The organism is Pseudomonas sp. AC242, assembly GCF_979258655.1.
On sequence record NZ_OZ409873.1, the window covers coordinates 3,663,246 to 3,675,937 of the forward strand.

Annotated in this window: 13 protein-coding genes; 7 read left to right on the plus strand and 6 right to left on the minus strand. The window is 60.9% G+C overall.

Annotation, left to right across the window (positions count from 1 at the left end; all coding sequences use genetic code 11):
* The first annotated feature begins 115 nt into the window (after window positions 1–115).
* The 3 genes from ACZZ0A_RS16405 to ACZZ0A_RS16415 are packed head-to-tail and all read left to right on the plus strand — an operon-like array spanning window position 116 to window position 2,631.
* Complete coding sequence (locus ACZZ0A_RS16405) at window positions 116–826, plus strand: metal ABC transporter ATP-binding protein (RefSeq protein WP_414916880.1); 711 nt, start codon at window positions 116–118, stop codon at window positions 824–826.
* Window positions 826–1,725: a metal ABC transporter permease gene (locus tag ACZZ0A_RS16410; protein WP_007917717.1), complete on the plus strand. Its 900-nt coding sequence runs from the start codon at window positions 826–828 to the stop codon at window positions 1,723–1,725. The genes ACZZ0A_RS16405 and ACZZ0A_RS16410 overlap by 1 nt, the downstream gene beginning before the upstream one ends.
* Window positions 1,726–2,631 carry a metal ABC transporter substrate-binding protein gene (locus ACZZ0A_RS16415; RefSeq protein WP_123375546.1) on the plus strand — a complete coding sequence of 302 codons (906 nt, stop codon included), beginning with the start codon at window positions 1,726–1,728 and terminating at the stop codon, window positions 2,629–2,631.
* A gap of 200 nt (window positions 2,632–2,831) precedes the next feature.
* Here ACZZ0A_RS16415 and ACZZ0A_RS16420 read toward each other — a convergent pair whose 3' ends face one another.
* The 5 genes from ACZZ0A_RS16420 to ACZZ0A_RS16440 form a co-directional block, all read right to left on the minus strand.
* Window positions 2,832–3,056, minus strand: a complete 225-nt coding sequence (locus ACZZ0A_RS16420) for an MbtH family protein (RefSeq protein ID WP_463543463.1) — start codon at window positions 3,054–3,056, stop codon at window positions 2,832–2,834.
* 83 nt (window positions 3,057–3,139) lie between these two features.
* A complete protein-coding gene (locus tag ACZZ0A_RS16425; RefSeq protein ID WP_007949601.1) occupies window positions 3,140–4,552 on the minus strand; it encodes an aspartate aminotransferase family protein in 1,413 nt (470 codons plus the stop codon).
* 142 nt (window positions 4,553–4,694) lie between these two features.
* Complete coding sequence (locus tag ACZZ0A_RS16430) at window positions 4,695–5,180, minus strand: GNAT family N-acetyltransferase (RefSeq protein ID WP_007908713.1); 486 nt, start codon at window positions 5,178–5,180, stop codon at window positions 4,695–4,697.
* A 128-nt stretch (window positions 5,181–5,308) separates the two neighbouring features.
* Window positions 5,309–6,631: an ATP-binding protein gene (locus ACZZ0A_RS16435; protein WP_095113055.1), complete on the minus strand. Its 1,323-nt coding sequence runs from the start codon at window positions 6,629–6,631 to the stop codon at window positions 5,309–5,311.
* Entirely contained in the window at window positions 6,631–7,311 is a 681-nt protein-coding gene (locus tag ACZZ0A_RS16440; RefSeq protein ID WP_007908710.1) for a response regulator, read from the minus strand. Before ACZZ0A_RS16440 ends, ACZZ0A_RS16435 begins: the two co-directional genes overlap by 1 nt.
* Before the next feature lie 238 nt (window positions 7,312–7,549).
* Between ACZZ0A_RS16440 and ACZZ0A_RS16445 the strand changes: the two genes are divergently transcribed.
* The 4 genes from ACZZ0A_RS16445 (at window position 7,550) to dsbG (ending at window position 11,701) form a co-directional block, all read left to right on the plus strand.
* Window positions 7,550–8,242 carry a hypothetical protein gene (locus ACZZ0A_RS16445; RefSeq protein WP_463543464.1) on the plus strand — a complete coding sequence of 231 codons (693 nt, stop codon included), beginning with the start codon at window positions 7,550–7,552 and terminating at the stop codon, window positions 8,240–8,242.
* 98 nt (window positions 8,243–8,340) lie between these two features.
* Window positions 8,341–10,074 (plus strand): protein-disulfide reductase DsbD, encoded by a 1,734-nt coding sequence (dsbD, locus tag ACZZ0A_RS16450; protein WP_463543465.1) that lies wholly within the window; start codon window positions 8,341–8,343, stop codon window positions 10,072–10,074.
* The gene (locus ACZZ0A_RS16455; protein WP_007908704.1) at window positions 10,074–10,955 is read left to right on the plus strand and encodes a TlpA disulfide reductase family protein; all 882 of its coding nucleotides are present in this window, start codon (window positions 10,074–10,076) and stop codon (window positions 10,953–10,955) included. The genes dsbD and ACZZ0A_RS16455 overlap by 1 nt, the downstream gene beginning before the upstream one ends.
* A complete protein-coding gene (gene dsbG / locus ACZZ0A_RS16460; RefSeq protein WP_463543466.1) occupies window positions 10,931–11,701 on the plus strand; it encodes a thiol:disulfide interchange protein DsbG in 771 nt (256 codons plus the stop codon). The genes ACZZ0A_RS16455 and dsbG overlap by 25 nt, the downstream gene beginning before the upstream one ends.
* 81 nt (window positions 11,702–11,782) lie before the next feature.
* Here the strand turns inward: dsbG and ACZZ0A_RS16465 are convergent, their stop codons facing one another.
* Window positions 11,783–12,595 carry an alpha/beta fold hydrolase gene (locus tag ACZZ0A_RS16465; protein ID WP_463543467.1) on the minus strand — a complete coding sequence of 271 codons (813 nt, stop codon included), beginning with the start codon at window positions 12,593–12,595 and terminating at the stop codon, window positions 11,783–11,785.
* Window positions 12,596–12,692 lie beyond the last annotated feature (97 nt).

Genomic DNA, 12,692 nt, shown 5'->3' on the forward strand with positions numbered 1-12,692 from the left:
CCCCGAAAACACCGAGTCCCCTGTGGGAGCGAGCCTGCTCGCGAAGGCGCCGGATCAGTCGACACCTTTGTTGAATGACACACCGCTATCGCGAGCAGGCGAAGGCCTACAGGTTATGGGGCCGACGCTGGATTTTGCGCAGGTTTGTCTGACGCTGGGTCGCACAACCATTCTCGACAAGGTCACCTTCCAGGTGCAGCCCGGCAGCGTACACGCGCTGGTCGGCCCCAACGGTGGCGGCAAGAGTTCGCTGATCAAGACCCTGCTCGGGCAAATGCCGCATCAGGGCCAGCTCAGCCTGCAATGGCCCGGCGAACCCGGCACCATCGGTTATGTACCGCAGGCGCTGGAATTCGATCGCGGTCTGCCGATGACCGTCGACGATTTCATGGCTGCCATGTGTCAGCGACGCCCGGCGTTTCTCGGCTTGAGCAAGCGTTACGCCGGCGCCATTGGCGATGCGCTGGAACGCGTCGGCATGCAGGACAAACGCAAGCGGCGCATGGGTGCGCTGTCCGGCGGTGAGCGCCAGCGGGTGCTGCTCGCACAAGGTTTGATTCCGACGCCGCAATTGCTGGTGCTGGATGAGCCGATGTCGGCCCTCGATGAAGCCGGGATTCAGGTGTTCGAGCGCCTGCTCAATGACTGGCGCGCGGCAGGTATCACCGTGCTGTGGATCGAGCACGATCTGGAAGCGGTCGGACGCCTGGCCGATCGGGTCACCGGCCTGAACCGTCGTGTGCTGTTCGACGCCACGCCACAACAGGCGCTGACCCCGGAACGCCTGCTGACGCTGTTCTCGACCCATCCACGGAGCGCTGCCTGATGAGTTACGAAGCCTTTCGTTTGATGGTGCAAGGCTGGGCCTCGTCCGGTTATCTGCCGGAAGCGCTGGCCTACGGTTTCGTGGTCAATGCGCTGCTTGCCGGCCTGTTGATCGGCCCGGTGCTCGGCGGCCTCGGCACGCTGGTGGTGGTCAAGCGCTTCGCGTTTTTCTCCGAAGCGGTGGGCCACGCGGCGCTAACCGGCGTGGCCATCGGCATCCTGCTCGGCGAACCCTACACCGGCCCCTATGGCAGCCTGTTCGGTTATTGCCTGCTGTTCGGCATCCTGCTCAATTACCTGCGCAACCGTACCGGCCTCGCACCGGATACTTTGATTGGCGTGTTTCTGTCGGTGTCGCTGGCGTTGGGCGCGAGTCTGCTGTTGATTCTGGCGGGCAAGATCAACGTGCACATTCTCGAGAACGTGCTGTTCGGTTCAGTGCTGACGGTCAACGGCAACGATCTGGCGGTGCTGGCCATCGTCGGTTCGCTGGTCATGGCATTGGCGCTACCGCTGTACAACCGCATCATGCTCGCCAGCTTCAATCCGCAACTGGCAGCCGTGCGCGGAGTGGCGGTGAAGACCCTGGATTATCTGTTCGTGATTCTGGTGACGCTGATAACCGTGGCAGCGGTGAAAGTCATCGGCGCGATTCTGGTCGGTGCTCTGCTGGTGATCCCGGCCGCGGCGGCGCGCTTGCTCAGCCAGTCGCTCAAAGGGTTCTTCTGGTGCTCGGTGTTGATCGCCACGGTCAGCACGTTGTGCGGGATTCTTGCGCCGATCGTGTTCGATCTGCCGATTCCGTCCGGCGCGGCCATCATTCTGGTCGCCGGTATTGCCTTTGCCCTTGCCGCCATTGCGCGCGGGGTTGTCCCGAGTCTGAAAGGGAATCTTGGATAAATGACTTTTTCAATTCGCAAACTGACCTTGGCCATGGCCTTGTGCGGCGTGGTCTGCGCGCCGTTGATGGCTGCCGAAAATGCTAAACCGCTGCGAGTGCTGGCGTCGTTGCCGATTACTTATGGTTTGGGCGAAGTGCTGCTCAAAGGCACTGATGTCAACCTTGAACGTGCGGCGCCAGCGAATCTGCCGGGCAGCCGTCAGACCGCGTATTTCACCGGTCGCGGCGCGCCGGCACTGAGCAAACTGGCAACCGGCGCCGATGCTGTAATCGGCGTGCGCTCGCTGTGGGCCGATGATCCGCTGTACCCGATCGCCCGTCGCAGCAATATCCGCATCGTTGAAGTCGACGCCGCGCGACCGGTGGATGGCGCCCTGCCCGGCATCGCCGTGCAACCGGATCTGAAGGTCGATGGCTTGAACAGTCAGCCATGGCTGGCGAGCAACAACATGGGGCGCATGGCGGATGTGATGGCGGCGGATCTGGTGCGCCTGGCACCCAGCGCGAAGCCAAAGATCGAGGCGAATCTGGCGGCATTGAAGCAGCGTTTGCTGAAGCTCAGCGCCGACAGCGAGGCGCGACTGGCCAGCGCCGACAATCTCAGTGTGATGAGTTTGAGTGATCACTTCGGCTATTTGATCGGCAGCCTCAATCTGGAACTCATCGGCGAGGATCCACGGCCGGATGCCGAGTGGACGCCTGAAGATCTGAAAAAACTCACGGCGACGCTCAAGGACAATGAGGTGGCGGTGGTGTTGCATCATCGGCAGCCATCGGACGCGGTAAAAGCGGCGATTGCCGAGTCCGGCAGTCATCTGGTGGTGTTGAGCACCGATGCGGCGGACCCGGTGGCGGAGCTGGAAGGCAATGTGGATTTGCTGCTCAAGGGCTTGAGCGGGGCGTGATTCCAGTTGCACCGCGTTATCGTTCATCGCTGGCAAGCCAGCTCCCACAGGGTTCTCGGTGAGCGCAGATTTTGTAATCACCAAAATACCTGTGGGAGCTGGCTTGCCAGCGATGGGGCCCTGAAAGGCAACACAAATCCAAGGCAAGAAAAAACCCGCTGACTGTTTCCAGTCCAGCGGGTTTCTTTTTGCCCGGCCGCTTATTGCGCGGCGGCCTGGGCTTCCATCTTCTGGCGCAGGCTCAGCGGACGCATGTCAGTCCAGACTTCTTCGATGTAGGCCAGGCACTCCTTTTTCAGGCCGCTCTTGCCCACGGTGCGCCAGCCGTCCGGCACGGATTTGTAATCCGGCCAGATCGAGTATTGCTCTTCGTGGTTGACCACAACCTGAAAAAGGATGTCCTCGCGGTCGAATACTGACGTCATGCTGGTTCTCCATCGTTGTAAGGGTGGGCTGCACGCGGGGTGCAGCCGGGTATGTAGAAAGAACGTTTGGCGCGGCGAAAAATTTACAGCGCAGCGGTGGCAGCGGCCAAAGCACGGCCAAAGATTTCCGCGACACGGTCGATTTCGGCAGCAGTGATCACCAGCGGCGGCAGGAAACGCACCACCGCGCCATGCCGACCACCCAGCTCCAGAATCAGCCCGCGCTTGAGGCATTCGCGCTGGACCAGCGGCGCCAGTCGAGCAAACGCCGGCGGATGACCGAGCGCATCGGGAGTGCCGTTCGGCTCGACCAGCTCGACCCCGAGCATCAGGCCACGACCACGAATATCGCCGAGTTGCGGGAAGTCGCGTTGCAGGATGCGCAAGTGCTCGCTGAGGCGCTCGCCCATGGCCGCGGCGTGTTCGCAGACCTTGTGTTCGACCAGATAACGCATCACCGCAGAGCCTGCCGCCATGGCCATCTGATTGCCACGGAAGGTGCCGGCGTGCGCGCCCGGTTGCCAAGTGTCGAGCCAGTCGCGATAGACCACCACGGCCAACGGCAGACTGCCGCCGATGGCTTTGGACAACACCACCACATCCGGGGTGATGTCGGCGTGTTCGAAGGCAAACATTTTGCCGGTGCGGGCAAAACCGCTCTGGATCTCGTCGACGATCAGCGCCACACCAGCCTTCTCAGTGATCCGACGCAAGCCGCGCAGCCACTCGATGTCCGCCGGAATCACACCGCCCTCGCCCTGCACCGCCTCGACAATCACCGCGGCGGGCAATTGCACACCGGCCTCGGGGTCGTTGAGCAGGTTTTCCAGGTAACTCAGGTTGGCCTTTACGCCCGCCGCGCCACCGAGGCCGAACGGGCAACGGTAGTCATACGGGAACGGCATGAACTGCACGCCATTGCTGAGCAGCGCACCCAACGGCTTTTTCGGCCCCAGGCTGCCCATCAGGCTCAGCGCGCCCTGGCTCATGCCGTGATAACCGCCGGAGAACGACAGCACGGTGCTGCGCCCGGTCGCGGTGCGCACCAGCTTCAACGCGGCTTCCACGGCATCGGTGCCGGTCGGGCCGCAGAACTGGATTTTCGCTTCAGCCGCGAGCGCGGAAGGCAGCAGGCCAAACAGATCCTGGACGAACTGATCCTTGACCGGAGTGGTCAGGTCGAGGGTATGCAGTGGCAATTCATCGGCCAGCACCTGCTGGATCGCTTCGATCACCACCGGATGGTTATGCCCCAGCGCCAGCGTGCCGGCACCGGCCAGGCAGTCGATGAACGTGCGCCCTTCGACGTCTTCGACATAGAGGCCTTTGGCGCGCTTCAGCGCCAGCGGAATGCGCCGCGGATAACTGCGGGCGTTGGATTCCTGCCGGGCCTGCCGGGCCAGCAATGGCGATTCATTGAACTGGTACAACGTTTCGGCCGGCGCCGAAGTAACCCGGGCCGACGACTCTTCGATAAGGCTGGTGGCGACTGACATCTCTCGACCCCTCAATTGGCTATGGATAGTGACCAAAACAGCACACCGGACAGGTGCGCATTCCGATCGCGGGGCGCACTTGCAGGTTTTCCTGTTCTGGAAACGCTTAAGGGGCCTGAGGATTTAGCCCGTGATCGAGTTGTCAGCCCGGCAATGCCAACGGCTTGCGCATGGGCAGGCTCTGCAAGCCTTGGTATTCGAGGGGCGGCGCTGACTTGTGATAGCCCAGACGCCGATAAAATGCCTGGCCGGTGTACGTGCTGTTGAGATCAGCGTGAGAACCACCGCGAACCCGTAACCAGCCTTCCAGATCCTCCATCAGCGCCCGTCCAACGCCCCGGCGAAATGACTCTGGCTGGACGTAACACAGCAAAATGTCGCCGCTGGCCCGAGCCATGCCGACACCGACCGGTTTGTCCGCCAGCAACGCGATACACAGATAGAAGTGCGGGTCGGCGAGCCGGGCACTGATGAAGTCGGCGGATTGCAGGCCGATCCATTGGCTGACGAGTGACGGATCGTTACGGTGATCGAGCGCACAACCGATGCGGATCGAACGTTCGATGATGCGACTGATGATACCGGCGTCGGCCAGAGTGGCCGGACGAATGCAGATGGGTGCTTCCATGGCGCAGTTCCCTCAATCCATTGAGTCAAAGCTGCGATGACCTTATCCCCACCCGGTCCGGATAGCGAACGCCGAGAAGTTACATTTGATGTGTCTGGCGCGATTTCCTACCACAGGCTGTGCTGGAATCAGACAGGCTGCAACGGCATGGTCAGCTCGACCCGCAGGCCATCCGGGCGACTGTCGAAATGCAGGGCACAGTCGCAACGCTGAACGATCGCCTGAACAATTGCCAGACCGAGGCCGCAACCGGTGCTTTGGCCGTTGCGCCAGAAGCGTTGGGTCAGGTGTTGCAGATCATCCGGCGCAATCCCCGGGCCATGGTCGCGCACGACAAAACGCACGCGGTTGCCAATGGTTTCCAGGCTCAGCTCAACCGCACAGTCTTCGGGCGTATGGCGCAGGGCGTTGTCGAGCAGATTGCGCAGCGCCGCAATCGACAGCACCGCCGGCATTTGCAACGGTGCGACAGAAAGTTCGGCCGGCAGGTGCAATTTGATGCGCAGGCGTTCGCCCCCCGTGGCGTCCTGAATCGCCAGGCGTGCCACTTGCTCGGCGCTGCATTGCGAGCCGTCATCGAACGACAGACTGCCCTCGACCCGCGCCAGCAACAGCAGTTGCTCGAGCGTGCGATGCAAGCGATCAGCGCCCTCCTCGGCCCGTGCCAGCGACTGATCGCGGGCGTTGCCATCGGTCATGCGTGCGACTTGCAGGTGGGTCTTGATCGCCGTCAGCGGGCTGCGCAGCTCATGCGCCGCGTCACCGGTCAGACGGCGCTCACGCTCGATGGTTTTGCCAATGCGCTGGAACAACTGGTTTTGCGTTTCAAGCAGCGGCTTCAATTCACTGGGGAAAGTCTGGATCTGCAACGGCTCAAGCGAGTCGGCATTGCGCCGCATCAGTGCTTCACGCAGACGGTTGAGCGGCGCCAGACCCTGGCCAATGCCCAGCCACAACAGACACAGACAGCCGAGCAACGCCACACCCACCGGCACCGACGCCGCCAGCAGGATCGACATGTTCAGCGCCTCGCGCTCGATCTGCCGGTCAGCGGTGGTAATCCGCACATCGCCTCGGGCAAGGGTGAAACTGCGCCACGGCGCACCGTCGATCATCTGGTCATGGAAGCCCATCTTCTCGGCTTCCAGCGCTTGTTCGGGGTTGTTGTGGCTGCGCGCGAGGATTTCCCCGCGCAAGGAGCTGACCTGACAGGCCATGCCACCGGGGATATTCAGTTGTTCGGCACTGAAATGCGTGCCCTCGCCTTTGCTCGGCAAAGTCGGCAACTGTTCCAGCAGCCCGGCGACCATGCGCGCCGACGCCACCAGACGCTGGTCGAGGGAAAACATCATCTGATTGCGCAGGTCACTGAGCATCCACGCCGCCGCCAGCGCCCAAATCAGTGCAAACGCGGCGCCGAGGGTCAGACTCAGGCGCAGTCGCAGACTCATCACTTGCCTTGATCTCCACCATCGGCCGGGCCAAGGCGATAGCCCAGACCGCGCACGGTTTCGACGATGCCTTTGCCCAGTTTGCTGCGCAGGTGATGAATGTGCACGTTCAGCGCGTTGCTTTCCAGTTCATCGTTGAAGCCGTAGACACTGTCCTTCAACTGTTCAGTGGACAGCACCCGACCACGATTGTGCAGCAGCGCCTGCAGCAGCGATTGCTCGCGGCGCGACAAGTCCACCGGTTGCCCGGCCAGGGTGGTTTCGCGGCTGCTCGGGTCGTAGGTCAGCGCGCCGTGCTCGATCAGGTTGACGCTGCGCCCGGCGACCCGGCGCAGCAAAGTTTGCAGACGGGCGAACAGTTCACGCAGATCGAACGGTTTGAGCAGGTAATCGTCAGCCCCGGCCTGCAAACCATCGACGCGGTCGGTGACCGAGTCGCGCGCGGTCAGGATCAGCACCGGAATTTCCAGGCCACTCTGCCGCAGTTGTTGCAGCAACTTGAGGCCATCTTCGTCGGGCAGGCCGAGATCGAGCACCATCACGTCGAATTCGGCCACCTTGAGCATCGCCCGCGCCTTCGACGCGGTGTTGACGTGCTCAACGGTCAAACCCTGAGCCGTGAGGCCGGCAACGATCCCGCTGGCAATCAGCTCATCGTCTTCGCAAACCAGTACGTGCATGGGTGCTCCGTGGATAAAAAAGGCGAGTGAAGCAGGCGAGGATTAAGCGGCAATTATGGCCGTCACCGGCGCTTACGGAAAGCCGGGCAAAAACATCGGGGCGCCACCTGTTGCAGGGCCTCACCCGGCGCTGAAACTTTCCCAATAATAAAGAAACAGTTTCTCCCTATGTAATAACCCTTCGATCATTTAGTTTTCGACTGGCAACCACCAACAACTTTAAAGGGACTTAATAAACATGCCTCAACTAAAAAACTTCGTCGCGCTCGATTGGCGCTCCGGCCCCGACCGTATTTATTTCTTCTTCAAGGACAGCGACACCTATTCCCGATTCGATCTCGGTGACAATAAGGTATCCGCCAACTATCCCGCATCGGTCGGCGATAGCTGGGACACCTTTGGCCCCCATGCCAAAGACTTGCGTTTCGGCCTGACAACCACTTCATTCGGCTGGAACACCTCGTCAGATGAAGATATTGCCTGGTTGTTTTTCTATCAGGGCAACACACCCGTGGTGTGTAAATATAATCAAGACAAAGACAAGGTCGATGCCTTTTATAAAGTTTCCGATTCGATCTGGAAGCCGATATTGCCCTACTTCGACAAGATCATCGCTGGCACCTGGTTCCAACTGACCGGTCACCCGTTTCTATTCAGGTTCATCCTCAACGACGGACACTATCTATCGTTTAACTACAAGGCAAAGACCCTGACCTACAAATCCTTCGGGGATTATCGGCTGGGCGCGCTGAAACCGTACAAGGACCGCATCATCACGGCAGCGCAAAATGACCGGACTTTGGCCGACAGCTACTGGTACATCTTCCTGACCGACAACCAATACCTGACTTACAACATTCAGTCCGACCGTCTGGTCTCCGGACCGAAAACCATTAATGACGCGAACTGGCCGGGACTGCTGCGCGGCTGATTGGCCGAAGCCCGGAGGGCCTTGTAGGATACGGTTAATTATCGGTTAATCGCCGCCGCCCATTCTGCGCCTCACTTGCACAGGGACAAGGCTCCTCCATGCGTCATTTTTTTCTATTGTTTGCTCTGCTGATGTCCAGCCTGGCCCAGGCTGGAAACAATCCATTTGAGACTAAACCGGAATTTCTGCCGGTCGACCAGGCATTCGTGCTCACCTCCGAACGCCTGGAATCCGGTGAAACCCAACTGTTCTGGCAAATCACCGACGGCTATTACCTGTATCAGAAACGCCTGAAATTCGACGGATTGAGCGCAGAGCAACAGCCCGCGCTGCCTGAAGGCGAGTCCCACAGCGACGAGTTTTTCGGGGAACAACCGGTCTATCGCCAAGGGCTGGAAGTGAAAATCCCGGCGACAGCCACAGGCCAGATCAAGGTCAGCTATCAGGGCTGTGCCGATGCCGGCCTGTGCTATCCACCGCAGACCCGGGTCATTGATCTGGGCGGTAAAGCGGCGGTGGCCGCCAGCGCTGAAGCGCCGGATCAGGCCTTGGCCAGCAGCCTGCAACAACGCGCGCTGGGCTGGAGCTTGCTGGTGTTTTTCGGCCTCGGTCTGTTGCTCGCGTTCACGCCTTGCACGTTACCGATGCTGCCGATTCTGGCCGGCATGGTCGTTGGCAGTGGCGCCACCCCGCGTCGCGGTTTCGCGCTGGCCGGCAGTTATGTGATCTGCATGGCCCTGGTCTATGCGGCGATGGGCGTGATCGCTGCGCTGCTCGGCGCAAACCTGCAGGCATGGTTGCAGAATCCGTGGCTGCTCGGCACGTTCGCCGCGATCTTCGTGGTGCTGGCCCTGCCGATGTTCGGCTTCTTTGAACTGCAATTGCCGGTGGCCCTGCGTGATCGCCTGGAACACGCCTCGCGCAGTCGCAGCGGTGGCAGCCTGATTGGCGCCGGGGTCCTCGGTGCATTGTCCGGTCTGCTGGTCGGCCCGTGCATGACCGCGCCGCTGGCCGGTGCGTTGCTGTACATCGCGCAGAGCGGCAACGCACTGCACGGCGGCTTGATTCTGTTCTCGCTGGGTATCGGCATTGGTGTGCCGTTGTTGTTGCTGGTGACCGTGGGCAATCGCTTCCTGCCCAAGCCCGGCGCGTGGATGAACCTGCTCAAAGGCGTGTTCGGTTTCCTCTTCCTCGCCACGGCGCTGTTGATGTTGCGTCCGGTGCTGGAGGCTTCGTTGTGGCTGGGCCTGTGCGGTGCACTGCTGTTGATCGCTGCGTTCTGTGCCTGGAAACAGTCCGAAGGTTTTGGCCGAGTAGCCCAGTTGTTCGGCGCCAGCTCGCTGTTGCTCGGGCTGTGGGGCAGTCTGCTGGTGATTGGCGCGGCAGGCGGCAGCGATGATCCGTATCAGCCGTTGCAGGTCTACAGCGCCGGCCGCGCCAGCGCAGCGCAGCCATCGGCTCATGACGCGTTCACCACGATCAAGGAGCCGGCTGCGCTGCAACGCGAACTCGATGCCGCCAAGGCTCAGGGTCAGTGGGTGCTGCTCGATTACTACGCCGACTGGTGCGTGTCGTGCAAAGTCATGGAGAAACAGGTATTCGGCAAGGACAAGGTCAAGCAGGCGTTGAATGACGTGCGCCTGCTCAGGCTCGATGTCACCGCCGACAATGCCGCCAGCCGTGAATTGCTCAGCCGCTACAAAGTGCCGGGGCCACCGAGCTTCGTCTGGATCGGTACCGATGGCGAAGAACGCCGCAGCCAGCGCATCACCGGCGAAGTCGATGCCGAGACGTTCCTGCAACGCTGGGCCACCACCCGGGACGCCAATTAATGCTGACTTTCACCCTCGGCACTTTTGCCATCGCGCTTAATCACCTGCTGCTGATCAGTGCTCTGGCACTGGCGACCTTTGTCGGCTGGCGGGTGGCCAAGCGTGGCGGCGATAACCCCGAGTCGGCGTTGTTCAGCCTGTTTCTGCTGGGCATGCTCGCGGCGCGGATTGCCTTTGTGCTGCTGTACTGGTCGCACTATCGCAATGACCCGTGGCAGATCATCGATTTGCGTGACGGTGGCTTCCTTGCCTGGCCGGGTGTGATTGTGTTGCTGCTGGCGGCGCTGTATCGCGGCTGGCGGCGTCCAGGGCTGCGTCGTCCACTGGGCTTTGGCGTGGCCAGCGGTGTGGCGTTCTGGCTGTTGGCGACGTTGTCGTTAAACATCTATGAACAAGGCACCCGACTGCCGGACATCTCTCTGCGCAACGCGGCCGGGGAAACCATCCAGCTCAGCGATTATCAGGGCGGCCCGCTGGTGATCAATCTGTGGGCGACCTGGTGTCCGCCGTGTCGGCGCGAAATGCCAGTCCTGGAGAATGCCCAGCAACAACGCCCGGACCTGACCTTCCTGTTCGTCAATCAGGCCGAAAGCATGCAAAGCGTGGCGACGTTTCTCGAAACTCAGGGCCTGAGCCTGAACAACGTGCTGTTCGACCGCAGCGGCCGCCTGGGTCAGGCCGTGGGTTCCATGGCTTTGCCGACTACGCTGTTCTATAGCCCTGACGGTCGCCTGCTGAGCAGCCACCTGGGCGAGTTATCCAACGCCAGCCTGGCGCGCGCCCTGGAAAACTTCGACACCCCGACCCCGAATTCGAACCCGGCCACTGCACCGGCCACCTCTGCAAGGAAACTGCCATGCCCCGCCTCCGCCACCTGCTGACGCTGACTCTGGGCAGCGCCCTGCTGCACTTGCCGTCGGTGCAGGCCGCTGAAGAATTGCCTGCGGCGATCAAGCAGATCGAAGCCAAAGGCGCGAAAATCGTCGGCCAGTTCGATGCGCCCGACGGTCTGCGCGGTTATGCGGCGCAATATCAGAACCGTGGCATGGCCCTGTACCTGACTCCGGATGGCAAACACGTTTTGCTCGGTAATCTGTACGACGCCGACGGTAAGGACCTGAGCAGCGAGCCGCTGCAAAAACTGGTCTACGCGCCAATGGCCAAGGAAGTCTGGGCCAAGTTCGAGGCGAGCAACTGGATTCAGGACGGCAACAAGGATGCACCGCGCACCGTGTACCTGTTCAGCGACCCGAACTGCCCGTACTGCAACATGTTCTGGGAACAGGCGCGGCCGTGGGTCAAGGCTGGCAAGGTGCAGTTGCGGCACATCATGGTCGGCATCATTCGCGAGGACAGCCCGGGTAAATCAGCGGCACTGCTGGCCGCGAAGGATCCGGTCAAGGCGCTGGAAGATCACGAAAAGGCTGGCAAGGGCAGTTCGCTAAAAGCGCTGAAAGATATTCCAGCGGCCGTGCAGAGCAAATTGGCGGCGAACATGCAGTTGATGGAAGACCTCGATTTGCAGGCGACGCCGGCAATCTTCTATATGGATGACAAGGGTGAGCTGCAACAGCAGCAAGGTGCGCCTTCGCCGGACAAGTTGGTGAAGATTCTCGGGCCTAAATAAGCAAAATCAAAAGATCGCAGCCTGCGGCAGCTCCTACATGGAAAGCGTTTTCTGTAGGAGCTGCCGCAGGCTGCGATCTTTTCAACGGCGGTCAGCCAGGAAAGCCAACAACACCTCGGTGACAAACTGCGGGTTCTCCAGGTTGGAGATATGCCCCGCCTCCGGCACCAGCACCCACGGGCAACCGATCAACTCGGCCATTTCCTTTGTTTCCGACGGTGGTCGTGGTTTGTCCTGATCGCCGCACAGCACCAGCGTGGTCGCGGCATTCAGCTCGCCCAGACGCGGCAACAAATCATCCCGGCCAAAGGTGATACGCCCCATCGGCACGATACTTTCGCGCAGTCGATCCGAGGAGTACGCCGCCAGTTTCGCGCGGAAATCCTGATACAGCGCCGACTGCGGATCGATACCCGGACGGAAGAAGATCGGCACGACGATATCCAGTAACTGCTCGGAGATTTCGCCGGTTTCTTCAATCTGCTTGAACAGCGAGAAGTAGTACTGACGAGTCGGTTCCGGCTCGACGCCGACGTAGGTGTCCATCAGCACCAGACCGTTGATCCGTTGCGGGGCCGACAACGCCAGACGTACGCCCCACATGCCACCGACCGACAGCCCGACAAGAGTGACCTGATCGATATCAAGATGATCGATCAGGGACCGCGCCTGACGAGCAATGTCGTCCAGTGATGTGGTGCCTTCAGGCAACCGTCCCGACTCACCGTGGCCCCACAAGTCCAGTGCGATCACCCGATAGTGCGGCGATAACGCAGCGATCTGCGGTGCCCACATGGCCTGATCCCACAGGTAGCTGCCGGCCAGCAATACCGCCGGGCCTGTGCCTTGATCAATGTAATGCAGCGCTTGTCCGTCAACCGTGAAAAAAGGCATCGACCACCCCCGCGACAAAAAAGAGAACCGGCAGACTGAGCTGCCGGTTGCTGGTCGTCAACCCTGAAAATGTACGCGTTTGTACTGGTTTAATTGT

What these genes read in the sequence shown, in the direction of transcription:
- ACZZ0A_RS16465 (WP_463543467.1), bottom strand. Translation starts at nt 12,595, where the DNA reads ATGCCTTTTTTCACGGTTGACGGACAAGCGCTGCATTACATTGATCAA.
- ACZZ0A_RS16415 (WP_123375546.1), top strand. Translation starts at nt 1,726, where the DNA reads ATGACTTTTTCAATTCGCAAACTGACCTTGGCCATGGCCTTGTGCGGC.
- dsbG (WP_463543466.1), top strand. Translation starts at nt 10,931, where the DNA reads ATGCCCCGCCTCCGCCACCTGCTGACGCTGACTCTGGGCAGCGCCCTG.
- ACZZ0A_RS16440 (WP_007908710.1), bottom strand. Translation starts at nt 7,311, where the DNA reads ATGCACGTACTGGTTTGCGAAGACGATGAGCTGATTGCCAGCGGGATC.
- ACZZ0A_RS16420 (WP_463543463.1), bottom strand. Translation starts at nt 3,056, where the DNA reads ATGACGTCAGTATTCGACCGCGAGGACATCCTTTTTCAGGTTGTGGTC.
- ACZZ0A_RS16405 (WP_414916880.1), top strand. Translation starts at nt 116, where the DNA reads ATGGGGCCGACGCTGGATTTTGCGCAGGTTTGTCTGACGCTGGGTCGC.
- ACZZ0A_RS16430 (WP_007908713.1), bottom strand. Translation starts at nt 5,180, where the DNA reads ATGGAAGCACCCATCTGCATTCGTCCGGCCACTCTGGCCGACGCCGGT.
- ACZZ0A_RS16445 (WP_463543464.1), top strand. Translation starts at nt 7,550, where the DNA reads ATGCCTCAACTAAAAAACTTCGTCGCGCTCGATTGGCGCTCCGGCCCC.
- ACZZ0A_RS16425 (WP_007949601.1), bottom strand. Translation starts at nt 4,552, where the DNA reads ATGTCAGTCGCCACCAGCCTTATCGAAGAGTCGTCGGCCCGGGTTACT.
- ACZZ0A_RS16455 (WP_007908704.1), top strand. Translation starts at nt 10,074, where the DNA reads ATGCTGACTTTCACCCTCGGCACTTTTGCCATCGCGCTTAATCACCTG.
- ACZZ0A_RS16435 (WP_095113055.1), bottom strand. Translation starts at nt 6,631, where the DNA reads ATGAGTCTGCGACTGCGCCTGAGTCTGACCCTCGGCGCCGCGTTTGCA.
- dsbD (WP_463543465.1), top strand. Translation starts at nt 8,341, where the DNA reads ATGCGTCATTTTTTTCTATTGTTTGCTCTGCTGATGTCCAGCCTGGCC.
- ACZZ0A_RS16410 (WP_007917717.1), top strand. Translation starts at nt 826, where the DNA reads ATGAGTTACGAAGCCTTTCGTTTGATGGTGCAAGGCTGGGCCTCGTCC.